This window comes from Streptomyces sp. NPDC043812 (assembly GCF_056436245.1).
Map to the genome: position 1 here is coordinate 126,956 of NZ_JBWKCY010000002.1, position 26,700 is coordinate 153,655.

24 protein-coding genes are annotated in these 26,700 nt (G+C 71.7%); 12 read left to right on the plus strand and 12 right to left on the minus strand.

Annotated elements, in window-relative coordinates; translation table 11 throughout:
• Positions 1-33: 33 nt before the first annotated feature.
• The 3 genes from AC067Z_RS03245 to AC067Z_RS03255 are packed head-to-tail and all read left to right on the plus strand — an operon-like array spanning position 34 to position 2,936.
• Entirely contained in the window at positions 34-1,617 is a 1,584-nt protein-coding gene (locus AC067Z_RS03245; RefSeq protein WP_478787708.1) for a 4-coumarate--CoA ligase family protein, read from the plus strand.
• A gap of 3 nt (positions 1,618-1,620) precedes the next feature.
• Complete coding sequence (locus tag AC067Z_RS03250; RefSeq protein WP_478787709.1) at positions 1,621-2,352, plus strand: enoyl-CoA hydratase family protein; 732 nt, start codon at positions 1,621-1,623, stop codon at positions 2,350-2,352.
• Positions 2,340-2,936, plus strand: coding sequence for a TetR/AcrR family transcriptional regulator (locus AC067Z_RS03255; protein ID WP_478787710.1), 597 nt, complete (start codon positions 2,340-2,342; stop codon positions 2,934-2,936). The genes AC067Z_RS03250 and AC067Z_RS03255 overlap by 13 nt, the downstream gene beginning before the upstream one ends.
• Before the next feature lie 54 nt (positions 2,937-2,990).
• Here the strand turns inward: AC067Z_RS03255 and AC067Z_RS03260 are convergent, their stop codons facing one another.
• Positions 2,991-4,100, minus strand: coding sequence for a citrate synthase 2 (locus AC067Z_RS03260; RefSeq protein ID WP_478787711.1), 1,110 nt, complete (start codon positions 4,098-4,100; stop codon positions 2,991-2,993).
• A 375-nt stretch (positions 4,101-4,475) separates the two neighbouring features.
• On the opposite strand from AC067Z_RS03260, the gene pdxH reads away from it, so the two are divergent.
• Entirely contained in the window at positions 4,476-5,099 is a 624-nt protein-coding gene (gene pdxH / locus AC067Z_RS03265) for a pyridoxamine 5'-phosphate oxidase (RefSeq protein WP_478788042.1), read from the plus strand.
• A gap of 257 nt (positions 5,100-5,356) precedes the next feature.
• On the opposite strand, the gene AC067Z_RS03270 is transcribed toward pdxH, so the two are convergent.
• From AC067Z_RS03270 to AC067Z_RS03280, 3 genes are all read right to left on the minus strand, one after another.
• On the minus strand, positions 5,357-6,085 hold the full coding sequence (locus tag AC067Z_RS03270; protein WP_478787712.1) for an HNH endonuclease: 729 nt from the start codon (positions 6,083-6,085) through the stop codon (positions 5,357-5,359).
• Entirely contained in the window at positions 6,040-6,945 is a 906-nt protein-coding gene (iscB, locus tag AC067Z_RS03275; protein WP_478787713.1) for an RNA-guided endonuclease IscB, read from the minus strand. Before iscB ends, AC067Z_RS03270 begins: the two co-directional genes overlap by 46 nt.
• Positions 6,946-7,170: 225 nt before the next feature.
• A complete protein-coding gene (locus AC067Z_RS03280; protein WP_478787714.1) occupies positions 7,171-8,304 on the minus strand; it encodes a hypothetical protein in 1,134 nt (377 codons plus the stop codon).
• A 144-nt stretch (positions 8,305-8,448) separates the two neighbouring features.
• On the opposite strand from AC067Z_RS03280, the gene AC067Z_RS03285 reads away from it, so the two are divergent.
• On the plus strand, positions 8,449-9,825 hold the full coding sequence (locus AC067Z_RS03285) for a PAS domain-containing protein (RefSeq protein ID WP_478787715.1): 1,377 nt from the start codon (positions 8,449-8,451) through the stop codon (positions 9,823-9,825).
• Positions 9,826-9,873: 48 nt separating this feature from the next.
• Here AC067Z_RS03285 and AC067Z_RS03290 read toward each other — a convergent pair whose 3' ends face one another.
• Positions 9,874-10,629 carry an SIS domain-containing protein gene (locus tag AC067Z_RS03290; protein ID WP_478787716.1) on the minus strand — a complete coding sequence of 252 codons (756 nt, stop codon included), beginning with the start codon at positions 10,627-10,629 and terminating at the stop codon, positions 9,874-9,876.
• A 201-nt stretch (positions 10,630-10,830) separates the two neighbouring features.
• Between AC067Z_RS03290 and AC067Z_RS03295 the strand changes: the two genes are divergently transcribed.
• The 3 genes from AC067Z_RS03295 (at position 10,831) to AC067Z_RS03305 (ending at position 13,698) form a co-directional block, all read left to right on the plus strand.
• The gene (locus AC067Z_RS03295) at positions 10,831-11,523 is read left to right on the plus strand and encodes an iron-dependent transcriptional repressor DtxR (protein ID WP_478787717.1); all 693 of its coding nucleotides are present in this window, start codon (positions 10,831-10,833) and stop codon (positions 11,521-11,523) included.
• A gap of 538 nt (positions 11,524-12,061) precedes the next feature.
• The gene (locus tag AC067Z_RS03300) at positions 12,062-12,925 is read left to right on the plus strand and encodes an alpha/beta fold hydrolase (protein WP_478788043.1); all 864 of its coding nucleotides are present in this window, start codon (positions 12,062-12,064) and stop codon (positions 12,923-12,925) included.
• Entirely contained in the window at positions 12,922-13,698 is a 777-nt protein-coding gene (locus AC067Z_RS03305) for a hypothetical protein (protein WP_478787718.1), read from the plus strand. The genes AC067Z_RS03300 and AC067Z_RS03305 overlap by 4 nt, the downstream gene beginning before the upstream one ends.
• Here AC067Z_RS03305 and AC067Z_RS03310 read toward each other — a convergent pair.
• From AC067Z_RS03310 to AC067Z_RS03325, 4 genes are all read right to left on the minus strand, one after another.
• Positions 13,691-14,539, minus strand: coding sequence for a hypothetical protein (locus AC067Z_RS03310; RefSeq protein ID WP_478787719.1), 849 nt, complete (start codon positions 14,537-14,539; stop codon positions 13,691-13,693). The genes AC067Z_RS03305 and AC067Z_RS03310 overlap by 8 nt on opposite strands.
• A 43-nt stretch (positions 14,540-14,582) precedes the next feature.
• Positions 14,583-16,196: a transporter gene (locus tag AC067Z_RS03315; RefSeq protein WP_478788044.1), complete on the minus strand. Its 1,614-nt coding sequence runs from the start codon at positions 16,194-16,196 to the stop codon at positions 14,583-14,585.
• Positions 16,172-16,984 (minus strand): ABC transporter ATP-binding protein, encoded by an 813-nt coding sequence (locus tag AC067Z_RS03320; RefSeq protein WP_478787720.1) that lies wholly within the window; start codon positions 16,982-16,984, stop codon positions 16,172-16,174. The genes AC067Z_RS03315 and AC067Z_RS03320 overlap by 25 nt, the downstream gene beginning before the upstream one ends.
• A 92-nt stretch (positions 16,985-17,076) precedes the next feature.
• A complete protein-coding gene (locus tag AC067Z_RS03325) occupies positions 17,077-17,754 on the minus strand; it encodes a bifunctional DNA primase/polymerase (RefSeq protein WP_478787721.1) in 678 nt (225 codons plus the stop codon).
• Positions 17,755-18,032: 278 nt separating this feature from the next.
• Between AC067Z_RS03325 and AC067Z_RS03330 the strand changes: the two genes are divergently transcribed.
• Together AC067Z_RS03330 and AC067Z_RS03335 are read left to right on the plus strand one after the other, a co-directional pair.
• Positions 18,033-19,418 carry a transcriptional regulator gene (locus AC067Z_RS03330; protein WP_478787722.1) on the plus strand — a complete coding sequence of 462 codons (1,386 nt, stop codon included), beginning with the start codon at positions 18,033-18,035 and terminating at the stop codon, positions 19,416-19,418.
• A 168-nt stretch (positions 19,419-19,586) separates the two neighbouring features.
• Positions 19,587-21,263 (plus strand): hypothetical protein, encoded by a 1,677-nt coding sequence (locus tag AC067Z_RS03335; RefSeq protein WP_478787723.1) that lies wholly within the window; start codon positions 19,587-19,589, stop codon positions 21,261-21,263.
• A gap of 54 nt (positions 21,264-21,317) precedes the next feature.
• Here AC067Z_RS03335 and AC067Z_RS03340 read toward each other — a convergent pair whose 3' ends face one another.
• Positions 21,318-22,628 carry an ABC transporter substrate-binding protein gene (locus tag AC067Z_RS03340; protein WP_478787724.1) on the minus strand — a complete coding sequence of 437 codons (1,311 nt, stop codon included), beginning with the start codon at positions 22,626-22,628 and terminating at the stop codon, positions 21,318-21,320.
• A gap of 173 nt (positions 22,629-22,801) precedes the next feature.
• Between AC067Z_RS03340 and AC067Z_RS03345 the strand changes: the two genes are divergently transcribed.
• Entirely contained in the window at positions 22,802-23,248 is a 447-nt protein-coding gene (locus AC067Z_RS03345) for an SCO4402 family protein (RefSeq protein ID WP_478788045.1), read from the plus strand.
• 90 nt (positions 23,249-23,338) lie between these two features.
• A complete protein-coding gene (gene purU / locus AC067Z_RS03350) occupies positions 23,339-24,190 on the plus strand; it encodes a formyltetrahydrofolate deformylase (protein ID WP_478787725.1) in 852 nt (283 codons plus the stop codon).
• Positions 24,191-24,234: 44 nt separating this feature from the next.
• On the opposite strand, the gene AC067Z_RS03355 is transcribed toward purU, so the two are convergent.
• Positions 24,235-25,530 (minus strand): extracellular solute-binding protein, encoded by a 1,296-nt coding sequence (locus AC067Z_RS03355; protein ID WP_478787726.1) that lies wholly within the window; start codon positions 25,528-25,530, stop codon positions 24,235-24,237.
• The gene (locus AC067Z_RS03360; RefSeq protein WP_478787727.1) at positions 25,527-26,675 is read right to left on the minus strand and encodes a hypothetical protein; all 1,149 of its coding nucleotides are present in this window, start codon (positions 26,673-26,675) and stop codon (positions 25,527-25,529) included. The genes AC067Z_RS03355 and AC067Z_RS03360 overlap by 4 nt, the downstream gene beginning before the upstream one ends.
• Positions 26,676-26,700: the final 25 nt, after the last annotated feature.

Sequence of the window (26,700 nt, forward strand, 5' to 3'; positions counted from 1 at the left end):
CTGGCCGTCCACACCCACGCCGAGGGGGCTGTCATGGTGTTCCGCAGCAGCTACGCAGATGTTCCGGCCGTCGTCGAACCCATCCACGAGGCCGTACTCGGCCGGGCCGCCGAGTACGGCGACACGGTGGCCCTCGTCGACGCGGTGAACGGCACCACCGTCACCTACAACCAGCTCGACCTCTTCCACCGGCGGATCGCCGCCGCACTCGCCGCCGCCGGGCTGCGCAAGGGCGACGTCCTCGCCCTGCACAGCCCGAACACGGTCGCCTACCCGGCCGTGTTCTACGGCGCCACACGCGCCGGCGCGTCCGTCACCACCGTTCATCCGCTGGCCACGGCGGAGGAGTTCGCCAAACAGCTGCGGGACTCCTCCGCCCGCTGGATCGTCACCGTCTCCCCGCTGCTGGAGGTCGCCCGCAGGGCCGCCGAACTCGTCGCCGGGATCGAGGAGATCTTCGTCTGCGACCGCGCCGACGGACATGTCAGCATCACCGACATGTTCACCTCGGACGCCCCCGAGCCGGATCTCGTCATCGACCCCTCCGAGGATGTCGCGGCGCTGCCGTACTCGTCGGGCACCACCGGAGTGCCCAAGGGCGTGATGCTCACCCACCGGTCCATCGCCACCAACCTGGAGCAACTGGCCCCGCTGATCCCGATGGGCCCCGGCGACCGCATCCTCGCCGTGCTGCCCTTCTTCCACATCTACGGGCTCACCGCCCTGATGAACGCCCCGCTGAAAAAGGGCGCGACCGTCGTCGTCCTGCCCCGCTTCACCCTCGAAACGTTCCTCGGCGCGATCCAGGAACACCGCATCAACGGCCTGTACGTCGCCCCGCCGATCGTCCTCGCGCTCGCCAAGCATCCCGCCGTCGACGGATACGACCTGTCGTCCCTGGAGTACATCGTCAGCGCCGCCGCGCCCCTCGACGCCCGCCTCGGCGAGGCGTGTTCGCGCAGGCTCGGGCTGCCGCCGGTGCGGCAGGCGTACGGCATGACCGAGCTGTCGCCCGGCACGCATGTCGTCCCCCTGTCGGCCGAGAACCCGCCGCCCGGTGCCGTGGGCCTGCTGCTGCCCGGCACCGAGATGCGGATCCTCGCCCTCGACGGCTCCGGCGACGACGCCGGGCCGGGCGAGGAGGGTGAGGTCGCGATCCGCGGTCCGCAGGTGATGAAGGGCTACCTCGGACGGCCCGATGCCACCGCCGCGATGATCGACGCCGACGGCTGGGTGCACACCGGCGACATCGGGCGCGTCGACGAGGACGGCTGGCTGTTCGTCGTCGACCGCGTCAAGGAACTGATCAAGTACAAGGGTTTTCAGGTCGCCCCCGCCGAACTGGAGGCGCTGCTGCTCACCCACGAGTCGATAGCCGACGCCGCGGTGATCGGGGTGCACGACGAGGACGGCAACGAGGTACCGAAGGCGTTCGTCGTACGTCAGCCCGCCGCCGGCGACCTCACCGAGGACGACGTCACCGCCTTCGTCGCCGCACGCGTCGCCCCTTACAAGAAGATCCGCAGGGTCGAGTTCACAGGCGGCATCCCGCGCGCCGCCTCGGGGAAGATCCTCCGGAGGGAACTGCGGGACCGCGAGCAGGGCTCCAAGGAGTGACACATGACCATCGCCACCACCCATGACCGGGGCATCGCCACCCTCACGCTGGACTCACCGGCCAACCGCAACGCGCTGTCGGCGCGGCTCGTCGGCGACCTGGCCGACGCGCTCGGCGACTGCGCCAAGGACGAATCCGTACGGGCCGTGGTCCTCACCCACACCGGCACCACGTTCAGCGCGGGCGCCGATCTGAGGAACCCGCCCAGCCCGTACACCTTCGTGGCGCTGCTGCGGCAGATCGTGACCCTGCCCAAACCGGTGGTGGCGCGGATCACCGGCCATGTCCGCGCCGGCGGCCTCGGCCTGGTCGGCGCATGCGACATCGCGGCGGCGACGACGGACTCCGACTTCGCCTTCACGGAGGTGCGCATCGGTGTCGCCCCCGCCGTGATCTCGCTGCCCCTGCTGCCGCGCATGGACCCGAGGGCCGCCGAACGCTACTACCTGACCGGGGAGCGTTTCGGCGCGTCGGAAGCGGCCCGCACCGGGCTGCTCACCCTTGCGGCCGACGACGTGGACGAGGCACTCGCGCCCCTGCTCGACGGGCTGCGCAAAGCCTCGCCGCAGGGGCTGACAGCATCGAAACAGCTGGTCACGGCTAGGGTGCTGGAGACCTTCGACCGGGACGCCGAAGACCTGGTGCAGCGCTCGGCGACGCTCTTCGCGTCGGCCGAGGCGCGCGAAGGGGTGACGGCATTTCTCGAACGACGGGACCCCGCATGGGTGTTGTGACATCACCTACGGCGACGAAGGCGCCGAAGCAGGACCGCAGCCGGGCGACCCGACAGCGGCTGCTGGAGGCCGCCGTGGCCTGCCTCGCCGAGGTCGGCTGGGCCGGCTCCACCGTCTCGGTGGTCGCCGAGCGCGCCGGTGTCTCCCGCGGCGCGGCGCAGCACCACTTCCCCACCCGGGAGGATCTGTTCACGGCGGCGGTCGAGTACGTCGCCGAGGAACGTTCGCAGGCGCTGCGCCAACTGCCCTCGCAGAACCGTCCCGAGGTCGTCGCCGCCCTCGTCGACCTCTACATCGGGCCGCTGTTCCGTGCCGCGCTCCAGCTGTGGGTGGCCGCGTCGAACGAGGAGCAGCTGCGGCCGCGCGTCACGGAACTGGAGGCGAAGGTCGGCCGGGAGACCCACCGGATCGCCGTCGGCCTGCTGGCCGCGGACGAGTCCCGCCCTGGCGTGCGCGAAACCGTCCAGGGCCTGCTCGACATGGCCCGCGGCCTCGGCCTCGCCAACGTCCTCACCGACGACGCGGCCCGCCGCCGCAGAGTGGTGGCCCAGTGGGCCGCACTGATCGACGAGGCACTGGGCTGAGAGCCGTCGTGCGTCGGACACCGCCCGCCGCGCGGGGCGGCGGGCGGTCCCTCCTCAGCCGACCAGGTCCGCGATGTCCTCGTAGCCCACGATCTCGCGCGGGTCGCGCCCGGCCGGGCCCACGTAGCGCGCCGACGGGCGCACCAGCCGGCCCGTGCGCTTCTGTTCCAGGATGTGCGCCGACCAACCCGCCGTACGGGCACAGGTGAACATCGACGTGAACATGTGCGCCGGGACCTCGGCGAAGTCCAGCATGATCGCCGCCCAGAACTCCACGTTCGTCGCCAGCACCCGGTCAGGGCGACGGTTGTGCAGCTCCTCCAGCGCCGCCTTCTCCAACGCCTCGGCCACCTCGAACCGCGGCGCGGCGAGCTCCTTCGCCGTGCGGCGCAGCACGCGTGCGCGCGGGTCCTCGGCGCGGTAGACGCGGTGACCGAAGCCCATGAGCCGCTCGCCCTTGTCCAGGGCGCGCTTCACATACGCCGTCGCGTCGCCGGTCCGCTCGATCTCCTCGATCATGCCGAGGACGCGGGACGGCGCACCCCCGTGCAGCGGACCGGACATGGCGCCCACGGCACCCGACAGCGCGGCCGCCACATCGGCGCCGGTCGAAGCGATGACGCGGGCGGTGAACGTGGACGCGTTCATGCCGTGCTCGGCGGCCGAGGTCCAGTAGGCGTCGACAGCCTTGACGTGCCTCGGGTCCGGCTCGCCACGCCAGCGGATCATGAACCGCTCGACGACGGACTGCGCCTTGTCGATCTCGCTCTGCGGCACCATCGGCAGCCCCTGGCCGCGCGCACTCTGTGCCACGTACGACAGAGCCATCACGGCCGCGCGCGCCAGATCGTCACGAGCCTGCGCCTCGTCGATGTCGAGCAGCGGTTTCAGGCCCCACACCGGCGCGAGCATCGCCAGCGCCGACTGCACGTCGACCCGGATGTCACCCGAATGGACCGGGATCGGGAACGGCTCCGCGGCCGGCAGCCCCGGATTGAACGCCCCGTCGACGAGCAGGCCCCACACGTTGCCGAAGGAGACATGACCCACCAGGTCCTCGATGTCGACGCCGCGGTAGCGGAGCGAGCCGCCCTCCTTGTCGGGTTCGGCGATCTCCGTCTCGAACGCGACGACTCCTTCGAGTCCAGGTACGAAGTCGGACATCAGGCGGCTCCTCGAGATGTGTACGACACGATGTGTACGACGGGGTCGGTCACCCCGGTGATGCCCCGTGCGGTCGGTGGTCACCCAACCGTCGGGGAGCAGGCACGATATCCCCTGCTGTATAGAGGCCACAGTGGCCCGACCCAAGATTTTGGCGGGTCCGCCCGGTGCGGGGAAGCGTGACATCCGGCACACTGCCTCACTTTCCGTAAGTGGGTTGAGGGCACTGCGTGCCGGGCAAACTGGGCCCTGCGGCAGGATGTCCCCGTGACCGACCACGCCGCCCACGAGCCCTCCGCCCCGGACGTGACCGTCTCCGGGCTCCCCCTGCCCGACCCGGCCGACACCGAGCTCGTCGTCCCGGACCCCGCCGTGATGCGCGAGCAGTACCGCTCCACCCCGCTCGACGAGACCACGCTTGCCGCGGGGCCCATGGAGCAGTTCGCCCACTGGTTCGCCGAGGCCGCGGCCGCCGCGCTGCACGAGCCCAACGCCATGATCATCGCCACGGCCACGCCCGACGGCCGGCCCTCCTCGCGGACGGTCCTGCTCAAGCAGTACGACGAGCGGGGCTTCGTCTTCTACACGAACTACGACTCCCGCAAGGGCCGCGAGATCGCCGCCAACCCGTACGTCTCGCTGCTCTTCCCCTGGCATCCGCTGGCCCGCCAGATCATCGTCACCGGGACCGCGTCCCGCATCGGCCGCGACGAGACCGCCGCGTACTTCCGCAGCCGTCCGCACGGCTCCCAGCTCGGCGCCTGGGCGAGCGACCAGTCGACGGTGATCGACTCCCGCGACGAACTGCTGCGCCGCTACGAGGAACTGGCCGGGCGCTACCCGGAAGGCGAACAGGTCCCGGCGCCCGCGCACTGGGGCGGCATCCGGGTCGTGCCCGACGCGGTCGAGTTCTGGCAGGGCCACGAGAACCGGCTCCACGACCGCCTGCGCTATGTGCGCAACGACGGCGGCTGGACGGTGCAGCGCCTGGCGCCCTGAGGCGCCGGGAACGCAGACGACCCGTGGGCCTTGGTCCCTCCGTCCGGACGGAGGAAGCCGGCCGGACTTACCGGCGGCCCACGGGTCGGGTGACTGCTTGGGTGTTCGGCAGGCGGCCTGCCGAGGTGCACAGAGTGCGACGGCAGGCCGTTAGCCCGCAGTCACCTCGCTTGTCCGGTAAGAAATCACTTCCGGATCACCTCCTTTCTGAGCGTGGCACAGACGATAGGCGCCACTGCAGGGGGGATCAACCCGTTTTATCGGATCTCTCTTTCTTCGCTGTACGAGTAACCGTCCGCACGCTGGATGAGCTGCAGATTCTGATGTGAAACGTTGACGCGGCCCGGTGGGATCGCCACGCTGTGGCGGCCCGAAGCGCGGACTGCGACCCGCCCGATCCACATCCCTTTCCAGCGGCCGTTCGGCACTGCGGCGCGCACCAGGTCACCGGTGGCGAATCCGTGGTGCCGCTTGTTGCGCGGGCGCTGCAGCCGGGGGAAGCCGAAGCGGTCAGGGGTCGTGCGGGCATACACTCCGCGCCCCTGGGCTTTGACGACGCATACCTGTTGGGGCACCCGGACGATGGTGTCCCCGCTTGCCTGCTCCAGGAGCCCGACGGACAGCGCGTCGAGGGTGTGGGACTTGGGCAGGCCCGTGACGCTGCGGTTCCACTTCGTGCGCGCAGCGGTCCATCCGTGCAAGGTCGGCCCGAGCGTGCCGAGAGCGCGGATCAACTGTGCTCGCGTCGCGTTCATCGCCGCTGCATCGGACAACGGACTACGGGCCTGTCGCAGGACACTTCTCAGCCGCTCCCACCGACGCTTCAGGAAGTCCTCAACGGGGCGGGATCCTTTGGCTTCGTTGCAGCTGACACAAGCGAGCGTCAGATTCGACAGGCGATCGGAACCGCCACGGCTTCGGGATCGGATGTGTTCGATGTTCAGCGGAACGCCGGTGACCCGCAGTAGGAGCAGGAGCGTCCCCATTTTGCAAGCAGATATTCACGGATCTCGTAACCGGCGAGAGTGCCGTTCCTGTATTCGGCTGCGCTCAGGCTCCGTCCCTCACTCATTGCGTGGGTGTCGAAAGCAACCTGCTCGATGTGAATCTCGGTGATCGGTGCGTAACGGCACAGACGGCCCACGACCGAGACTGTGCTGTCGACACGGTGCCTGAGCGACGGGGGCAACCAGCCCTTGGGGCGGCTGCGGTTCACGTATCTGGGTGCTCGATAGCGGCAATTCGCAGAACGCCGCCTTCGGCGGTATCCCGCACGCTTCGTCATGGCGTTGCGGATGCGGTCTCCGCGGTGCCGGAGCTCGACGGCGACGAGCCCGCGCCGAACGGTGACTACTCCTCGGGCAGCGTCCCGCTCCGCCTTGGTGTCGGTGATCGACATGCCGGTGTACCCGGAGCCGGGGTCCAACCGCAGTTGCACGCCCGCGACCTCGGAGTGGGCGCGTGTGCGGGTCCTCAGGTGAATGGTGAACGGCGCATACCGCGCAACCACTGCCGCCCCCCTCCTCAGCAGTTCCCGTGCACGGGCCGGATGGCATGGCATCAGTGGGGATCCATCCCTGGCGAGGACGAAGACCCGCCCGGATCGGTACGAGGGAGCGTCACCGCTCCTGGTCTCTGCCTGTACGGCGTGACGCCGACGGGACTCGGTGCGTCTCCCGCCGGTCTCCCCTCGCCCATGTCCCGTGCCGGTGTCCCGCACGCGTGCGGGGCGTCCGTGAGCCGTTTCGTCCCTGCTCCCAGGGTTGTCTGCTCCCACGGATTCCAGAGCAGGCTGCTGAGGAAGCACAGCCTGGTGGGTCTGCTCACCTACAGGAAACGTAGCCATCACGCGCACCTCGCCGATCTTGTGATCACGATGACTGGGGCTGGTCACTCCGAGCGCTCGAAGAGCGTGTCCGGCTCGAGCCGGGGAGCGAGTGACCTCACGAGTCCGAAATCACCATGACGCTAGACGCTGTGCGGCGCGGCGGATCGGCGGATGAGAGAGCTTCGCTCCATCGCATGACTCTGGAACAGCCGTGCGACGCTCGACCGGTTCCCGTGCCGGCGATCAAAGTCGCGCTTGCGTGAGCAGCTCCTCCATCGCCTCCACGGGCAGTGCCGGGGAGCTCGCCGCCGCTCTGACCACCGACTCGTCCTCGTCGTCGTCCGCCAGCAGCGCACGCAGTGCCGCGACCGGCAGGTCGGGATGGGTCGCTGCCTCGCGGCGGATCCGGACGTCGTCGTCGGCCGCCAGACGCGTCGCCAGGTCGGGCGCGAGCGAGGCTGCGAGGTCCGGCGGGGCCGGGTCGGTGTCGGGGCCGGCCGTGCGGGAGGCGATCGTGTCCAGGGCGGCCCGGCACAGCAGGTCGTCCTCGGTGACCGCGAAGGCGGCGTCCGCGCGGGCCGCGCCCGCCGTCAGGCCGTTGCGTATCTCCGCGTGCACGTCGGCGGTGGTGTCCGCGCGGAGCAGGATCTCGGCGCGGACCAGCGGCGAGCTGTCGCGGGCCAGGGTCGCACGCAGCTCGGGGGGCAGGCCGGGGTGGGCGGCGAACGCCCTGCGCACCGGCTCGTCCTCGTCGGTCGCCAGCTCCTTCGCCAGGGCCGGGTCCGGCGCGAGGTGGCGGACGACGGCGGCTCGGGTCGCGGGGTCGGCGAGCAGGGCCGGGTGCAGATCGGGCGGCGGGGCGCAGGCCGCCTCGCAGGCCGCCGCGCGGACGTGCGGGTCGTCGTCGGTCAGCAGATCGCGGCGCAGCTCCTCCGGGGCGCCGGCCCAGGTGCGCGCCGCTTCGGCACGCACGTGCGGGTCGGGGTCGTGTGCGAGGCGGGTGCGGAGGGTGGCGGGGGTGCGGTCGTCGGCCGCGATCCTGGCGCGTACGCGTGGGGACGCGTCCTCGGCGAGGAGGGCGACCGCCTCTTCGGGCAGGTCCCGGATCCGGGCGGCGAGGGTTCCGCGGACCAGGACGTCGGTGCTGCGGGCGAGGGCGGTACGGGCGGACTGCGGCAGGTTCTCGTTGCCGGCGAGGCACAGGGTGCGCCAGTCGTCGTCGAACGCGAGGATCTCGGCGACGGTCTCCTCGGTCAGATCGGCGCGCCACCGCGCGACCTCCCCGCATGCCTCCCGGTGGTGCAGCAGCCTTCGCAGCAGGTCGGCAGGGAGGGCGGGGTTGCGGGCCAGCCCGCGCAGGGCCTTGTCGATCTGCATGGGCGGTCATGTTAGGGCCTGTCCGGCGCGACCCGATTTCGGGCGGGGGTGATTTCGGGGAACCGTATGTGTCCTGGGTCACGTTGAAGTTGAATGGGCTCAGGTCTTCAGCACACGTGGACGCGTCCGGCAGGGGGTCCCGGAATGAGTGCTTCCAGGAGTGAGATCACCGACGCGGTCGGGGCCGGGGATCCGGAGCCGGGTCCGCGGCCGACCGCGCCGCCCGACGCCGATCTGCTCGCGGCGCTCCTCGACGGCATGGATGCCGCGTTGTGCGCGTTCGACGCCGATGGGACGGTCACGCACTGGAACCGCGAGGCGGAGCGCATCCTCGGCTGGTCCGCCGGGGAGGCCGTCGGCCGGCGCGGGTTCGCCGGGTGGGCCGTGCGCAGGGCGGACGCGGGCGAGGTGCAGGGGCGGCTGATGGCCGCGATGGACGCGCCGGGGCGGCAGGTGCACGAGTTCGCGCTGCTGCGCAAGGACGGCGGCCGGGTGCTGGTGCGTACGCAGTCGGCCCGGGTGCTCGGCGCCGACGGGAAGCCGGCGGGCGTGTACTGCGCGTTCAGTGAGGTGCATGCACAGATCGATCTGGAGCGGTCCATCGCACTGAGCGAGGCGCTCTTCGACGACGCTTCTTGGGGCGTGGTCCTGGTCGACGTGGATCTGCGCCCGGCCGTCGTCAACGGCGAGGCGGGTCGGGTGCTCGGCGCGGGCCGGGCGTCGGTGCTGGGGCGTCCGCTCGGGGAGGACGTCGTGCAGGGCATCGAGGAGCTGGAGGGCGCGCTGCATCATGTGCTGGCCGAGGGTGCGCCGCGTGGGCTGGTCGACCTGTGGGTGAGTATCGCGACGCCGGAGGGCGAGCAGCGTCGCTGTCTGCGCAGTGGGTTTCTGCGGCTCGCCTCGCCGCTCGCGGAGGAGCCGGTCCCGCTGGGTGTGGGGTGGCTGTTCCACGATGTGACGGACGGGAAGCTCGCGGAGCAGGAGGCGGACCGGCAGCGGTTCCGTTCGAGTCAGCTGCACCGGGCGGGGCGCGCGGCGGCCGAGTGCGAGGATCCGTTGGAGGCGGCGACGGTCTATGTGGACTTCGCGCTGGCGGGGTTCGCCGACCATGCGCTGATCGACCTGGCGGAGGAGGACGGGCAGCGTCTGGTGCGGGCGGCGGCGTCGCCGTCCGGTGAGCCGGGGCCGACGGCGACGACCGGGGGCGGCGGACTGCCGGTGCGTTACGCGCCGGGCCACCCGGCGTTCCAGGCGATGGACCGCATCGGTTCGGTACGGGCCGACGCGGGTGCCGAGGGCACGGCGGGGGACTGGGCGGCGGGCCGCCAGTGGCCGCGGGACGCGGTGCACGCGCTGTGCACGGCGCTGCGGAGCCGGGGCCGCACGGTGGGCGTCGTGACGTTTCTCCGCACGGCGAACCGCCCGCCGTTCGAGCGTCCGGACGCGGTGTATGCGGAGAGCCTTGCGGTGCTGGTGGCGGCGTCGCTGGATCTGGCGCGTTCGGCGGGCGGCGGGAGCTGAGTCTCGCGGGTGCCCGAGCAGGTCGGGGGCCCGTGGGCCGCGTCTGCCTCAGTGGCGGAAGAAGATCCGGTCGCGGTATTCGGTCATCACGCGGCCGTTCCATTCGTGTCCGCCGTCGACGTTGCCCGAGCGGAGCAGCGGCGGCTCGATGCCCCGCTCGACGAGCTGTTCGGCCGCCGCGGCCATCGTGGCCTGCATCAGTGCGCTGGTGACGACGGTCGACGCGGGTGCGAACGGCGCCTCGATGCCCTCGTGGGTGAGTTCCGCGTCTCCCATGGAGATCCTGGAGTCGAGGACGACGTCGCAGTGGTCCTTGAGGAAGGTGCCGGAGGCGTGGCGCGATGTGGTCTCGTGGGCGTAGGCCACGGAGGTGACGCCGATGACCGTGAGTCCGAGGGCTCGGGCGTTCATCGCCATCTCGACGGGCAGGGCGTTGCGCCCGGACAGCGAGATGATCACGAGTAGGTCGCCGGCTGCGGCGGGGCTGGAGTCGAGGACCGCGCTCGCCAGTCCGTCGACGCGTTCCAGCGCGGAGCCGAGGGTGGCGGGCATGACGTCGACACCGACGGTGCCGGGTACGACCAGCAGGTTCATCAGTGCGAGGCCGCCCGCGCGGTAGACGACGTCCTGCGCCGCGAGCGAGGAGTGGCCCGCGCCGAACGCGAAGAGCCGGCCGCCCGCGGCGACGGTGTCGGCGATGGCCGTACCGGCGGCCGCGACGTTCGCGGACTCCTCGTCCCGTACGCGCTGCAGCAGACCGATCGCGGCGTCGAAGAACTGACCGGCCAGCTTGCTCTCGCTCATCGCCGAGCCCTTTCCGGAGGTGGCTACGGAGGATTTCCGGCGCGGGGGAACATCCGCGTCGCGGATCACGTTGCGGTCTGGACCATTGCGCTGTCAATACGGGCTCGGGCGCGAACGGCACGGTTGTCGGCGGGATGCGCAAGAATTGAGCCGGGGCCAGCGCACGACTGCTTTTTCACGTCACAGCATCGAGGGGCACGTATGTCCGGACTGATCGACACGACGGAGATGTATCTCCGCACCATCCTCGAGCTCGAGGAGGAGGGTGTGGTGCCCATGCGGGCCCGTATCGCTGAACGGCTGGACCAGAGTGGTCCGACGGTCAGCCAGACGGTGGCGCGCATGGAGCGGGACGGCCTGGTGACGGTGGCGGGCGACCGGCACCTGGAGCTGACCGACGAAGGCCGGCAGCTGGCCACGCGCGTCATGCGCAAGCACCGTCTCGCCGAGTGCCTGCTCGTGGACGTGATCGGCCTGGAGTGGGAGCAGGTCCACGCGGAGGCGTGCCGCTGGGAGCACGTGATGAGCGAGGCGGTGGAGCGGCGGGTGCTGGAGCTGCTGCGCCACCCCACGGAGTCGCCGTACGGGAACCCGATCCCGGGCCTGGAGGAGCTGGGCGAGAAGGCGGAGGCCGACCCGTTCCTGGACGACAGCATGGTCTCGCTGGCCGAGCTGGACCCGGGCACGGACGGCAAGACGGTCGTCGTGCGCCGGATCGGCGAGCCGATCCAGACCGACGCCCAGCTGATGTACACGCTGCGCCGGGCGGGTGTTCAGCCCGGTTCGGTGGTGAGCGTGACGGAGTCCGCCGGTGGGGTGCTGGTGGGCAGCAGCGGTGAGGCTGCGGAGCTGGAGGCCGAGGTCGCCTCGCACGTCTTCGTGGCGAAGAGGTAGTCGGCGGCGCAGACGCCTGTCGCCCCTGGTTGACATGGTCGGGCGGTCCTGGAGCGCGGATGCTCCCGGGCCGCCCGAGCGCGTTTCGGTGCGCGCGGGTCCCGCCTCGGCGCAGGGCGATTCCATCGGACCGAAATCGTTTTCCGTCCGGAATGGCAGCGGCCGGGCGAATCGCGTGCCACCCTGAAGTCGAGGCATATGACCACTGCCGGGGAGGGGACAGGGTGATGCGCCTGCCGTGTGCTCCGCATGTCCTGACATGGAGGAGTCCCGGCGCCTATCGGCGCCGGGACCTGTCCTCCCCGGTGCTGACCCGGAGCCCCGAGCTCCCAGGGTCAATCCCCTCGGACCGTCATCCCCGAGCGGCCCGCCTCCCGCTGAAAATCTCCCCACGGCAGCCGCCGTCAATCCCCGGACATGGTCACTCGATTGAGGGGTGTTGCACGGCAGAACGACGTTTTCGAATACAGGTTCGATAGTCTGGCCTGACTCGACACGAGCTACTCGACCCGGGGGAGAGAAGGGGGTGCCAGGCCAGATGGTGCGGCGCATCGATGTGACCGGAGCCGGCGGCGTACGCCTGGCTGCCTGGGAGTTCGCGGACCCGCCCAAGGGCCGCGGAGAGCATGAACGTGCTCCGGGGGTCTTACTGCTCCACGGGCTGATGGGCCGTGCCTCGCACTGGGCCCCCACGGCGCGCTGGCTCGCGGAACGCCACCGCGCGGTCGCGCTCGACCAGCGGGGCCACGGCCGCAGCGACAAGCCGGCCGACGGCCCGTTCACCCGCGAGGCGTATGTGGCGGACGCGGAGGCGGCCGTCGAGCAGCTGGGGCTGGCCCCGGTGACGCTGATCGGCCACTCGATGGGCGCGCTCACCGCCTGGCAGCTCGCCGCGAAGCGCCCCGACCTGGTCCGCGCCCTGATCATCTGCGACATGCGCGCGTCGGCGCTGGGAGGGGCGTCCCAGCGGGAGTGGGAGGACTGGTTCCGCACCTGGCCGGTGCCGTTCGCGACCCTGGCGGATGTGCGCAAGTGGTTCGGCGAGGACGACCCCTGGGTGGAGCGCCCGAATCCGGCGCGGGGCGAGTTCTTCGCCGAGGTGATGGCCGAGCGCGCGGACGGCTGGCGCCCGGTGTTCTCGCGCCGCCAGATGCTCACCTCCCGGAAGACCTGGGTGTTCGACGCCCACTGGGAGGAGCTGGCCCAGGTCCGCTGCCCCTCGCTGGTGGTCCGTGGACTCGACGGCGAACTGGGGCGCGCGGAGGCCATGGAGATGGTCCGGGTGCTGCCCCGCGGGGAGTACGGCGAGGTCCCCGACGCGGGGCATCTCGTCCACTACGACCACCCGGACGGCTGGCGCACGGCGATCGAGCCGTTCCTCGACGGAGTACTGACGCAGTGACGGGCGCGACGCCGCACGGCGAACTGCACATCCACACCGTGGAGTCGACCGCTTTCGGCACGGCCGTGTGCGTCGCGCGGTGCAACGAGGGGATCGTGCAGGCCGGGCAGACGTACGACGGAGGGACACTCGTCGTCGAGTGGGTCGAGAAGTACGGCAGGCTCATGGACTTCATGGATGCGCCGCACAGCGTGCGCGTGGCGCTCGCGGGGGACGGGGTGCCCACCCTCGCCGAACGGACCGTCATCTCGACCGACGGGCCCCGCCGGTTCGGTTACGTCGGCCCGCCGGAGGTCTGGCGCGCCGCGGCGGACGCGCCCGGGGGCCGGGTGATACGCACCGCCGACGACTTCGAGGCGTGGGTGGAGCAGCAGCATCCGGCCGATCTCGCCGAGCCGTTCACGTATGTCGTGGACGCCGACGCGTTCCTGCGACTGGCTCCCCGGCGCACCGAACATGTCGCCTGCGGCGTCCGTGCCGCGGTCGCGGGCGCCGGTGAGATCGCCTTCCGGCACAGTGGCACGACCTGGGAGACGGTCTACGTCAGCAACCAGTCCACGGGCTACTGCCCCGACCTCCACTCCTGGCACGCCGTCGCCGCCGCCCTCGACCGGGCGGGCATCGACCGGCCCGGTGAGGGCTTCACGCACGAGGTCGTCTTCCGCCGCTGCGAGAGCTGCCGCGAGCTGAACGTGGTGCGCGAGGCGGACTTCGTGTGCGTCTTCTGCGGCGACGACCTCCCGGCCGCGTGGAACGTGCGGCGCGTCAGCTGATCGGTGTGCGCATCTCCGACCGGACCTCGGCGGTCGTCGCGGCTGCGGCAGCCAGGTCGATGTCCTCGGGCGACTTGGTGGCGGTCTCCGGCGTGACGACGGCGACGGAGGCGGCCGTGTTGTCGTCGGCCCAGACACAGATGGGGAGTTGGCCCTTCGCTCCGCCTGCCTGGTCGGCGGTCACGACCTGGCAGCTGATCTCCACATCCGATCCGGGCGGCGTGAAGTCCTCGGCGGGCCTGGCGAGCGTGGAGCCGTCCGCGGTGGCCGAGCCCTCGAGCATGTTGTCGCGGATCTCGTCCGGGTCCTTGATGCGGCCGGACAGCCCGGAGACGACCAGGACACCGCCTTCGGGGGTGGAGGTGTACTGGGCCACGGTCGCGCGCGCATCCCGGACGTCGGCCTGGCTCACGTCGGCAGTGGCCTCGGCCTGGTGCTCCTCCGACTGGTCGTCGGCCAGTTCGTAGGCTCCGTCGAGCAGGTTCTTCGGGACGGTGAGTTCGTGCGTCGCCCCGGGGAAGCCCGTGTCCGATCCCGGCAGGCCGTTGTTGCCGATCCAGGACAGCACCAGCAGGCCGACGACGGCGCCGACGGTGATGCCCACGACCTTGCCCGCGCTGGTCTTCTTCGGCGGCCGCGGCGCGCCCCAGCCGCCGGGCGCGCCGCCGTGCGGCGGCTGCCCCCAGCCCTGCTGCGGCTGAGGCCCGCCCCAGCCCTGCTGCGGGTGAGCCCCGCCCCAGCCCTGCTGCGGGTGAGGGGCCTGCTGGGGCTGCCCGTAACCCTGCTGCGGATACGCGGGGAGCGGCGGCTGACCGTACGGGTTCTGCGGTGGCGTGGACATGATCGCCAGGTTACGGGACGACCACTCTCCGTCCCGCCCCCGATCAGCCCTTGCTCACCGCCGTCAGGATCTCGGGCAGCCGCATGGCGGTCCGGGGAGCCGCCAGCCGCAGACCCACCCAGGCGATCAGCGCACCGTACGCCGAGCCCGCCGGCAGCAGCAGCCACAGCGCGCCCGATCCGGAGACATGCAGCCAGATCGTCAGCGCCAGCACCGGGGCGCACAGCAGCGCCGACAGCAGGATGCCGCCGAGGACGGACATCCAGGCGAGCCCGCCCTGCCCCGGCGCCACGTTCTTGTACGCGCTGTCCTGCGGGATGGAGTACGGGAAGAGCGCCGATGTCACCGCACCCGTCGCCAGCATCGCGCCCAGCAACGCGAAGGACAGACCCAGCACCTCCGGCAGGTCCTCCCAGGTGCCGAGCACGGCGACGGTGACGACGCCCACGAGCGTCATGAACGGCAGGGTGATGAGCAGCAACGCCAGGGCGCGGGCACGCAGTTCGGCGTACGCGTCGCGCGTCGACGAGATCGTCAGCGCCACCATCCAGAACGCGGACGTGTCCTGGCCGAACTGGTTGTACATGAGCAGGCCGAGCATGCTCGCCGCGAAGCAGGCGAGGTAGATCGAGCCTGCACCCTGCAGCGCGTTGAAGACGGGCACGATCAGCCCGACCGCCAGCGAGGTCACCCACGCACCCTTCGTCTTCGGGTCCCGCCACACATAGCGCAGGCTGCGCAGCATCACCGTGCCGGTGCGGCCCTCCGGCAGCAGCCGGTGCAGACCCGTGGCCGACTCCTTGCGCGTCGGCTCCGACGCCGCGGCCAGAGTCGAGCCGTCGGGCGTCGTCATCAGCTTCGTCAGGCTGTGCTGCCACCACCACAGCAGCGCGGCCAGTGCCAGTGCGGACAGGGCGAGTTGGGCGGCGGCGACCCCGTAGGAGCCCTCACCCGCCGCCGCCACCGCGGCCGCGGCGGACGCCGGCGGGATCCACCGGACGATGTCGGCCGCCGGGTCCAGCGCGGACAGACCGCCCGCGTCGCTGATGCGCTGCGCGCCGAAGTTCACGAACTGGAAGCCGATCGCGACCACCAGGCCGCTCAGCACCGCGAGGTCCCGGCCCTTGCGCGAGGTCAGCAGCCGGATGTTGGCTGCCGCGACCGCCCGCGCGAGCGCGACGCACCCCAGCAGCGTCAGCGGCACGGCGAGCACGGAGACGATCACCGCGGCCGCTCCGTGGGCCAGCGCGAACGCCGAACCGATCGCCAGGCACAGCGTGAACAGCGGCCCGATGCCCACCACCGACGCACCCAGCAGTGCCGTCACCAACGGCCCCGGCCGCAGCGGCAGCATCACCAGTCGCGTCGGGTCCAGCGTCTCGTCACCGCTGGGGAAGAACAGCGGCATCACGGCCCAGCCCAGCGCCAGCACTCCCGTGAGCAGCACCACGACCGACGCGGCGTGCGCATCGCCGCGCAAAAGGATCAGCCCGGCCAGTTGGCCCGCGGCGAACAGCAGCGTGAACACGATGGAGGCGATGTAGGCGGTACGGCGGCCGCTCGACTGGCGCAGCCCGTTGCGCAGCAGCGACAGCTTCAGTGCGACGAAGACCCGGGTCAAGGAAGCGGTACTCACCGCGCACCGCCGCCGAGCCAGTCCAGCGACTCGCCCGTGTCCCGTCCCTGCGCACCTACGAGCTCCAGGAACGCGCTCTGCAGCGTCGGGGCGTCTCCGCGGACCTCGGCGAGAGGTCCCTGCACCCGGATGCGGCCCGCGGCCATCACCGCGACCCAGTCGCACAGCGACTCGACCAGCTCCATCACATGGCTGGAGAAGACGACGGTCGCGCCCGAGCCGGTGTAGCGCTCCAGCACGGCGCGGATCGTCTGCGCGGAGACCGGGTCGACCCCTTCGAACGGCTCGTCCAGGAACAGGACTTCGGGATTGTGCAGCAGCGCGGCCGCGAGACCGATCTTCTTGCGCATGCCCGTCGAGTAGTCGACGACGAGCTTGTGCTGAGCGCCCGCCAGATCCAGGACGTCCAGCAGCTGGGTGGCCCGCTTGTCGACCTCGTCGCCGGGCAGGCCGCGCAGCCGGCCGTTGTACGCGAGCAGTTCGCGGCCGGACAGCCGCTCGAACAGCCGCAGTCCTTCCGGCAGTACGCCGATGCGCGATTTGACGTCGACCGGGTCACGCCACACGTCGTGACCGGCGACGAGCACCCGCCCCTGGTCGGGGCGGAGCAGGCCGGTGACCATGGACAGTGTCGTCGTCTTGCCCGCCCCGTTCGGGCCGACGAGTCCGATGAACCTGCCTGCCGGAAGCGTCAGATCGATCCCCTGGACGGCGATCTGCTCGCCGAACCGCTTCCACAGGCCTTCCACCTGGACGGCGGGCGGCGCCGTGCGCACACCGCTCGCCTCGTCAACTGCCTGCTCCGGCATGTTCACTGCCTCTCGCCGTCCCCGTGCTTACGGAGACAGCCTACGGACGCGCCGCGCCGGGCGCGCCCGATTGATCCGGCAGTATGCGCTGGTCAGCCTTGCCGGGACCGGGCAGCAGCGGCCTCCCTGCCGCATGCGTACGCGAGCGGGCTGATCAGCTCGTCCGCGTCCGGCAGCCAGCGGTTCGCCGGTGTGGGGCGGCGAGCCCACTGCACGGCGCCGCGGCCGCCGATGCGGGTCGGCGGCGCCGCGATCCAGTGGCCCTCGCCGCGGGTGACCAGATCGATCGCCGAGGGCATCCAGCCGAGGTTGCGGATGAGTTCGGGGGCTTTGACCGAGGCGCCGGGGAGGACGAAGAAGAGCATCCGGCGGTCGGGGGTGCAGGTCACCGGGCCGAGAGGCAGATCCATCCGCTCCAGTCTGGCCAGCGCCAGGAAGCCGGCCGACTCGGAAACCTCCAGTGCGTCGAAGGCCCGCCCGGTCGGCAGCAGGATCGAGGCCCTGGGCTGCTTGGACCACAACCGCCGGGCCGCCGTCGCACTGCCGGTCGCCTGGTTCGCCCAGTCGGGCCGGGCCGGGTGGGCGCCGGGCGCGGCGCAGTCGGCGTCGGCGCAGGAGCAGCGTTCCGCGCCGTCGACAGGCTCCAGCCAGGTGCCGGGGACCACGTCCCAGTGCCGCTCTTCCGCGTACCGCACCGCGTAGTCCAGCGGCTGCTCGGCTCGCTGTTGGGGGATCTGTGCGGCTTCCGTGACTCCGATGGTCTCATCCACGACACACTCAACTACCGCCACAACCTCGGGTTACGGGCCGTTCGCGGGAGCCGCAGGAGCATCGATCCTGCATGCGGGGCGCACGGGTGCACGGCCGGGGGCGCGTGCGGGGCAGTGCCCGCAGGGGTGGGTACGCAGTGCGGGGGACGCGTGCGGTACCGGCCGGAACGGGGGTCCGTACGGCAGTAAAAGGAACCAACCCGACCAACTCTGCATTCTCCGTATATCAGCCGGGCAGTGATCAACTCATTGATCATCGCGGCATCAGGGGGTAGTTCATGGCAGCCAGGCCTCTCGTCGCCCGACAGCCGAACGAACGGTTGCAGGCGCTCATCCAGGAAGCCGGGTGCTCCAACGCCGGCCTCGCCCGGCGCGTCAACATGGTCGGCACCGAGCGGGGCCTCGACCTGCGCTACGACAAGACGTCGGTCGCCCGCTGGCTTCGCGGCCAGCAGCCGCGCGGCCGGGCACCCGGCATCATCGCCGAGGCGTTGGGCCGCAAGCTCGGGCGCACGGTCACGATCGACGAGATCGGCATGTCGAACGGCAGGAATCTGGCGACGGGCGTCGGGCTGCAGTTCTCGTCGACCGTCGTCGGTGCGATCGAGCAGGTCTGCGAGCTGTGGCGGTCGGACGTGGGCCGCCGTGACTTCCTCTCCGGCTCCGCCGTCGCCGCGTCCGCCCTCGTGGAACCGAGCCGCGACTGGCTCATCACGGGCGCGGACAGTCAGGTGGCGCGCACGGCAGGGGCACGGGTGGGGCCCTCGGACGTCGAGGCGGTGCGTGCCATGACGGCGGCCATGACCGAGCTCGACCACCGCTTCGGGAGCGGGCATGTCCGCCCCGTGCTCGTCCACTACCTGAACAGCGTGGTGTCCGGGCTGCTCGGCGGGTCGTACCGGGAGGCCGTCGGCCGTGAGCTGTTCGCGGCGGTCGCCCGGCTGACCGAGCTCGCCGGATACATGGCCGTCGACACCGGCCAGCCCGGCCTCGCCCAGCGCTATTACATCCAGGCGCTGCGGCTCGCGCAGGCGGCCGGGGACCGCGGCTACGGCGGCTATGTGCTCGCCGCCTCGATGAGCCACCTGGCCGCCGAGCTCGGCAACCCGCGCGAGATCGCCCAGCTCGCCCGGGCCGCGCAGGAGGGGGCGCGTGGGCGGGTCACGCCGCGGGTGGAGGCCATGTTCCACGCGGCCGAGGCCAGGGGGCACGCGCTGCTCGGCGACGCCCGCACCTGCCACGAGGTGGCGGGCAGGGCCGTGGCGGCGCTGGAGCGGGCCGAGCCGGACGCCGGCGACGACCCGGCGTGGATCGCCCACTTCGATCACGCCTATCTCGCGGACGAGCTGGCCCACTGCTACCGCGACCTGGGCGAGGCGGACACCGCCGCCCGGCACGCCCAGGACGCTCTGTCCGCCCACCCCGCGTCGCGCGCGCGACGCCGTGCGATCGGTCTGGTGCTGCTCGCCTCGGCCCAGGTCCAGCAGCGTGAGGTGGAACACGCCTGCCGCACGGCCACCCAGGCGGTGGATCTGCTGGACACACTGCGCTCCAGCCGGGGAGCGGAGTATCTCGATGATCTCCAGCTGCGTCTGGAGCCGTACGCCCAGGAGCCTGCGGTGCGGGAGTTCGCGGCGCGTCTCGAACTGCGGACGGCGGCATGAGCGATGCGCGGCGGGGGCGCGGGGCGGTGCTTTCTGCCGGGCGCGCACCGGCTGTTAACAGCGTTCTGTGTCCCCATCTTGTTACTGCCGCTGCACGTGTGTGCGGAGGGCTCCGGGCACCCGGTAGCGTGAACCGACGATTCCGTAGGTCCACGTGTAGGAGTCCCGGTGACGCAGAGCGGACAGGGTGACGAGCAGCGGCTTCCGGCTGCGCGGCCCGCGCACGAAGGCGTCGTGCTGCCCGCCGACGGCAGTGAACCCCTCATACCCGGAGCCCAGGGCGTACAGGCCGCCCCGGCCGGCGGGCAGCCCTGGGGTGCGCCATGGGGGCCGGAGCAGCAGGCGGCTGCGGCGCCGCAGGGTGGTCACGGCCACCCCGCCGCCCCGCAGCAGACCGGCGGATACGGATACCCGGCGGCTCCCGCGCAGTACGGCGCACCGGCGCCCCACGACAACGGCTACGGACAGCCCGCTCCCGTGCAGGGACAGATGCAGGGTCAGACGAACGGCTACGGATACCCAGGTGCCGTGGGCGCTCCCGGAGCGCAGCCCCAGCCGGGGGCTCAGCAGGGCGGCTACGGCTACCCCGCCGCCCCCGTGCCGCAGGGACAGATGCCCTCGCAGGGCGGCGGCCACGGCCACCCCGGCGTGAGCGCCCAGCCGCTGCCGCCGCAGGAGGACCACACCCAGATGCTCCCGCCGCAGGGGGCCGGTCCCGCGTACGGCGTTCCGGGCCACGCGCTCCCGCCGCAGGGCGGCGCGGCCGCCGGGGCCTCCGACGCCACCCAGTACATTCCGCCCGTGGCCGCGGGTTCGCCCGCGGCCGGGCCGCCCGGTGCGCTGCCGCCCGAGGTGCCCTCCGAGTCGACGACGTTCCTCGGGACCCGTCCGCTCGCCCAGACTGCCGGCGGTGCGGGCAGCGGCGCCGGTCGTGACGCCGACGCCACCCAGCACATCGCGCCGGTGCCGCCCGAGCCCGGCAGGGCGCCGTTCGGGATCCGGCCGGGCACGCCGGGGGACCGGCAGCCGCCCGCCGAGTTCGACAGCCTGTTCCGTTCGGACGAGCCCCGGGTCCAGCCTGCCGACTCCACGCAGCAGTTGCCGCGGTTCGAGGCCCAGCAGCCCGGCTACCGGCAGGCGCCGCAGCAGCCCGCCTACCAGGAGCCGTCCTACCCGTCGGACCGCTACGACGACGAGCCGGAGCCGCGTCGCCGGTCGACCGCGGCCGTCGTCGCCGCGCTCGTCATCGGCTGCGCCGTGCTCGGACTCGGTGTCGCCGCGGCGGTGTTCGGCGGTGACGACGACAAGGATCCGGCTCCCGACGCGAGTGTCGCCGCCGACTCCCAGGCGCCGAGCCCGAGCGAGAGCGCCTCGAAGGAGGCCGCGGATCCCGCAGAACCGCAGGCCAAGGCGCTCGACAAACTGCTCGCGGACAGCAACAACAGCCGTGCGGCGGTCATCCGTTCCGTGGAGAGCATCAAGTCCTGCAAGAACCTCGACCAGGCCGCCGCCGACCTGAAGGGCGCGGCCGCGCAGCGCCGCAGCCTGGTGACCCGGCTCGGCGGGCTGACCGTGGACAAGCTTCCGGACCACGCCGCCCTGACGGCCTCGCTGACCAAGGCATGGCAGGCGTCGGCGTCGGCCGACGACCACTACGCGGCCTGGGCGCAGCAGGTCAAGGGCAAGAAGGGCTGCAAGGGCGGCAAGGCCCGGGTCACGGGGCAGACCGCGCAGGGCAACGCGGCCAGTGGTGAGGCGACGAAGGCGAAGAACGAGGCGTCGCCGCTGTGGAACGGCATCGCCCGCACCTACGGTCTGACCGAACGCCGCAGCGACCAGCTCTGAGACCGGAAGGGCCCGGGACACTCCCCGGGCCCGTGCCGTGCGGCCGGGCAGGTGTCAGGACGCGGCGGACAGGGTCTTGCCGACGTCGATGAAGTCCTTGCGCTGTGCGACCAGTTGGCCGTCCTTCACCACCTGGAAGGTCACGCTGCGGTTGACGATCCGGGGGTAGCCGGGCGCGCCGAGCATGTTCTCGTAGCCCCAGCGCAGCTTCGGGGTCAGTCCGTTGGTCGACACTTCGAGACCCTGGTCGAGGGCGTGCGAGAGCCGGCTCGGGGTGATCGCATCGCTGTCGAGCGAACGGATCACCTGCTCCAGCACGTTGTACGCGATCCATGTGGTCTGCACACCGGCGTCGGCCGGGTCGATGTTGTTGTCGCCGAAGGCGTGCTCCGTGATCACCTTGCGCATGGTGTCCCAGCGCGGGTCGGCCGCGTCGGGGTACCAGCTGGTGACGTACGCGCCCTCGAAGGGACCGTTCCGGCCGCCGGTGGAGTCGACGAGGGGCTGACTGACACTGCCCGTCACGGAGGAGATCCTGACCTGGCGGCCGTCCTCGGGCAGTCGCCGGTAGGAGTCGAAGAAGGTCTCGGTGCGGTCGCCGAGCGCGGCCGTGACGCAGCCGGGCCGTTCGCCGGACGCCGGGGACGCCCATGTCGGCTTCGCCGCCCGCGCGCGTGCCTCCTTGGCCTGGCCGGTGTATTCGGTGGCGTCGTCGGCGGCGAGGATGTCGGCGGACGAGGTGCCCTTCCGGCCTTCCTTGAGGCCCGAGTTGAGCAGCTGGAAGAGCTCGTCGCCGGCAAGGCTGTCGGGGCGCACGAGGGAGACTCCGGCGCAGGCGTCCGCGAGCTGCTTGCCGTTGCCGGCGAGCAGTGCGGGCTGGCCGCCGTTGACCGGGTAGGAGAGGTAACTGTTGAACTCCTCCTCGGAGATGCCGTATCCGCCGATGAAGGGAATGCCGGCGGCTTCGAGGGGCGCCATGAACGAACCGTGCTGGCTGTAGGAGCCGACGACCGCCGCCACACCCTCCTTGACGGCCCGTCGGGCGCAGACGGCCGCGCCCTGCGGGGTGTTCTCCTCGTTGCAGGTGAGGACGCGCAGTTCGTGGCCGTCGATGCCGCCGCGCGCCTCGGACCACCGTGCATAGGCCCTGGCCATGGCCGGCATGCCGGGCATGTTGGTGGCCTTGGTCTCCACGGGGGCGAACGTCATCACAGTGACGGGCTCCCTGGAGCCCCCCGGGTCTCCAGGGAGGACGCCGCAGCCGGCGATCAGCGACGCTCCGGCCGCCACGGCTGCCGTACAGATGGCACGGACTCGGGTTGTCCTTGAGGGGCGGGGGGAGGAGAAGCGACGCCAACCGGTCATGACTCCGCACACTTCCTCCCCCCGGGTAACGGCACAGTGAGCGTTGCTCAACGCTGGGTGACCGGAAGGTGAATTGCAGGGGTGGGTTCGGGTGATCGACAGGGGAACGTACGATCGAAGGCGTGCAGCAAGGTTCGGTCACCCCTTCCCGTCGCGGCCGTCGCTCCTCCACCATGGGCGGCATGCCGCTCAATGACATGCCCTGGTGGCGCTGGCGCAGCAACGTGCGCTCGGCGCTGCACATGCTTTCCGACCCCGTCTTCCACCAGGAGTGCTGGCTGGCAGGACGCGAGGGGTACGGCGATGTGACCGACGCCGTCTACCGCCTGGTCGAGGACACCTGGCTGGACAACTGGTCCGCCGAGAAGTACGTCGGGACGATCTTCCGCGACTCGGCCGAGGCCGCGCTCGTGGACGTCGCCGTGCTGCGGGTGCTGCGCATCATGCACCAGGTCGGCGCGGACGCCCCCGTCTCCGCGTACATGGAGCACCACGGCTGGCCGGAGGCCGTCCGCGCGGCGCGCGAAGCGCACCAGCTCCTCGCGTCCAACGACGGTGAGAACCCGGACGAGCCGCCGCGCTCGCTGGACGTGCTGCGGATCATGACGCGCAGCGCCTGACCGCAGGACCCGTCCGTCTCCGTGTCCCTGCCCGCGTCCGCGTGACGGACGCCGTCCGGACCCGCCCGCCGGGTGTGGCAGGCTACGAGGATGACCGACCAGTACGTCCTGACGCTCTCCTGCCCGGACAACAAGGGCATCGTGCACGCCGTGTCGAGCTACCTGTTCATCACCGGCTGCAACATCGAGGACAGCCAGCAGTTCGGGGACCGGGACACAGGTCTGTTCTTCATGCGCGTCCACTTCTCCGCCGAGGCCCCCGTGACCGTGGAGAAGCTGCGGGCAAGCTTCGCCGCCGTCGGCGACTCCTTCGCGATGGACTGGCAGATCCACCTCGCCGAGGAACCCATGCGGATCGTCCTGATGGTCAGCAAGTTCGGCCACTGCCTCAACGATCTCCTGTTCCGCACCAGCATCGGCGCGCTGCCCGTGGAGATCGCCGCGGTCGTCTCCAACCACACGGACTTCGCCGACCTCGTCACCTCGTACGGCATCCCCTTCCACCACATCCCCGTGACGAAGGACACCAAGGCCGAGGCGGAGGCGCGGCTGCTCGACCTCGTGGAGGCGGAGGATGTCGAGCTCGTCGTCCTCGCCCGCTACATGCAGGTGCTCTCCGACGATCTGTGCAAGCAGCTCAGCGGCCGGATCATCAACATCCACCACTCCTTCCTGCCGAGCTTCAAGGGCGCCAAGCCCTACCACCAGGCGCACGCCCGCGGTGTGAAGCTGATCGGCGCGACCGCGCACTACGTGACGGCCGACCTCGACGAGGGCCCGATCATCGAGCAGGAGGTCGAACGCGTCGGACACGAGGTCACCCCCGAGCAGCTCGTCGCGATCGGCCGCGACGTGGAGTGCCAGGCGCTGGCGCGCGCCGTGAAGTGGCACGCGGAACACCGCATTCTGCTCAACGGGCGGCGCACGGTCGTCTTCGCCTGATCCGCCGGCCGGAACGGCTCGCCGCTCGCGCGTCACCGCGCGCCTCACGGCGGACCCGTTCCCGACGTCCCCGCGACCGGGTTGTCGCACAGGTCGTCCAGGACGAACGCGCCGTCCTCGAGCTGCAGGAGGCGTTCCGCGTCCAGGCGGCTGAGCAGCCGGTCCAGGAGCCGGGCATCCTTCGGGTCGCCCACGAACTCCAGCACGGCCCGGTAGAACGCGTCCCGCAGTGTCGGCGGCATCGCGTCCGAGGCGTCCAGACAGATCTGTCGTGCCGAGTCGAAGAGCTGCTGCACCGCCCGGGTGGCCGGTGACGGGGGCGCGAGATCGACGGTGCCGCCGGGGAAGTACGGCCGCTCGCCGGGGGCCGCGGCGTCCGCCCAGCTCCTGCGGGCCTCACCCGACGTCAGCCGGCCGAGCAGATCCCAGGCGGCGGCGCTCGGCTTGAACACGGCCGCCAGGTCGCCCGACACCTCGAACGCGTTCTCCCCGCCCTCCTCGGCGGACCGGACCCCGTCGAGATAGCGGGCGGTGGGGCGCGGCTGCACATCCTCCGCGTAGTGACGGCGGATGAAGGAGCCCTGGTGCTCGTGCGTGCAGTCGCCCCGGTTCAGGAGTCCGTACTTGTCGTTGCCCAGTGCCTCGAAGGAGTCCGTCAGGCTCTCGGGGCCCGGCGTGCGACCGTTCGCGGTGAGCAGCCGGCCCCACTCCTCCCACACGCTCCTGGTCGCACTCCACGGCGTCCGGCCGGTGGCCCACGCCTCGTACCCGGCCGGGCCCCGGCGCTGCAGAAGCAGGTCCTCGATCCAATCCGTGCCCGGCCAGCCGGAAGTGGCACCCGAGCCCATGCCCAGACACCACGCGGGCTCCTCGTCGGCGACGTCCGCACGGCTCCACACCAGCGACTTCAGATCGACACGCACCGGCACCCAGTACGCCCGTGTCCGCGCCCCGTCGCCGGTGCCCGGCACGGTGACCGTGGGCGCCCACGGAGGGATCGCCGCTCCCGCCACCTTCTCGGGCAGCGGGTACGCGTGACCGGCCCGCGCGTACTCGGCCAGCTCGCCGGGGCTGCTGAGCACGGCGACGTCCGGCGGCGCCCCCGCCTGGAGCTGGGCGACCAGGGTCTCGCGCAACGAACGCGTGCCCTTGTAGATGTACTGCTTGCCGGTCTGCCGCTCGATGCTGTCGAGCGCCTTGCGGAACGGCTTCTCCTCGCCGTCCGTCCACGGCCCGAGCACGACCAGCGTGCGGTCCTCGGCCGGGGCCGAGCACCCGCCCGCCATCACGCCCGACACCGTGAGCAGCACACCCGCCAGCAGCGGCCCGATCCGCCTCACTCGTCCGTCTCCTTTCGCCGGGGAAGACGGGCCGGGTAGGGCCTGCCGTAGAGATAGAGCGTGACGCCGCCCGCCAGTGCGCCGAGAGCGGCCACCGGGACCGCGACGCCCGCGGTCAGCGACCAGCCCTCCGCGTGCGCCGCGTGCATGCGGCGGGCCGCGGCGTCGGACGTCGCGGTGATGCGCCGGGACACGTCCTCGCCGCCCGTGATGTACGTGAGCTCGGCCACCGTGTCGCGCACCCGCAGCTGCGCACCGTGCTCCTGTATGCCGCCGGCCGTGAGCAGGAGAGGGGTCAGCAGCACGGGCACCGACGAGACGAGCAGCTGGACGCTGACCAGCCGCAGCCGGTCCCGCAGGAACACGGACGTACCGGCGACCGTGAACACGAACAGGGCGGTGACGAGCGCGGCGACCGCAACGGCGGTCAGGGTGAGCGAGCTCCAGGCCGTCAGATCCCGGTTGTGCGCGAGCAGCTCGCTCTCGATCCGCTCGATGCGGTCGAGGACGGCGACGGGATCCGCCTCGCTGTTCCCGGACGAGGGGCTGCGCAGCATCCCCGCCGCGTACTCGACACCCGCCTCGCGCAACAGGGTGCTGGTGCGATTGCGGTCCGCCCAGGCGATCTTGTCCCCGTAGGCGACCACGAGCCCGGACACGACCCGCAGTTCCTGCTCCTGCCCCTTGTCCAGGGCGCGCGTCTGGGCGACCCGGGTCAGGCTCTGGGAGGCCTCGGTGAGGTGCGAGCGGTACTTGTCCCCGAGCTCGACGAGCCCCTCGGAGCCGGTCCGCAGCAGCCTCGACTCGGCTTCCGCCTGCGCCAGTTCGAGGGACGTACGGGCCTGGGCCAGCCCCACGAGGGCGGGCACGGACCGATCGCGCAACCGCTCGGAACGCCCGTGCACATCGCCGAAGGCGGCGGCGCACAGGGCAAGGGCGATCAGCGCCAGGGCGGGCAGCACGAGCATCCTGCGCCGCAGGAACGCGGCAGTGGCCCGGCGCCGTCCGGGCCGCCCGCGTCCTGTGGCCCGGCCCCACAGCGCGGGCGGCGCGAGCGCGACCCACCCCCGCGCCCGCGCACCCCACCGCCGGGCCCGCGCGACACCTGCCCGCCGTGCCCGGGCCGGGCCCGGTTCCGCGCTCATCGGCCCTCCCAAGGCTGCCGTCGGG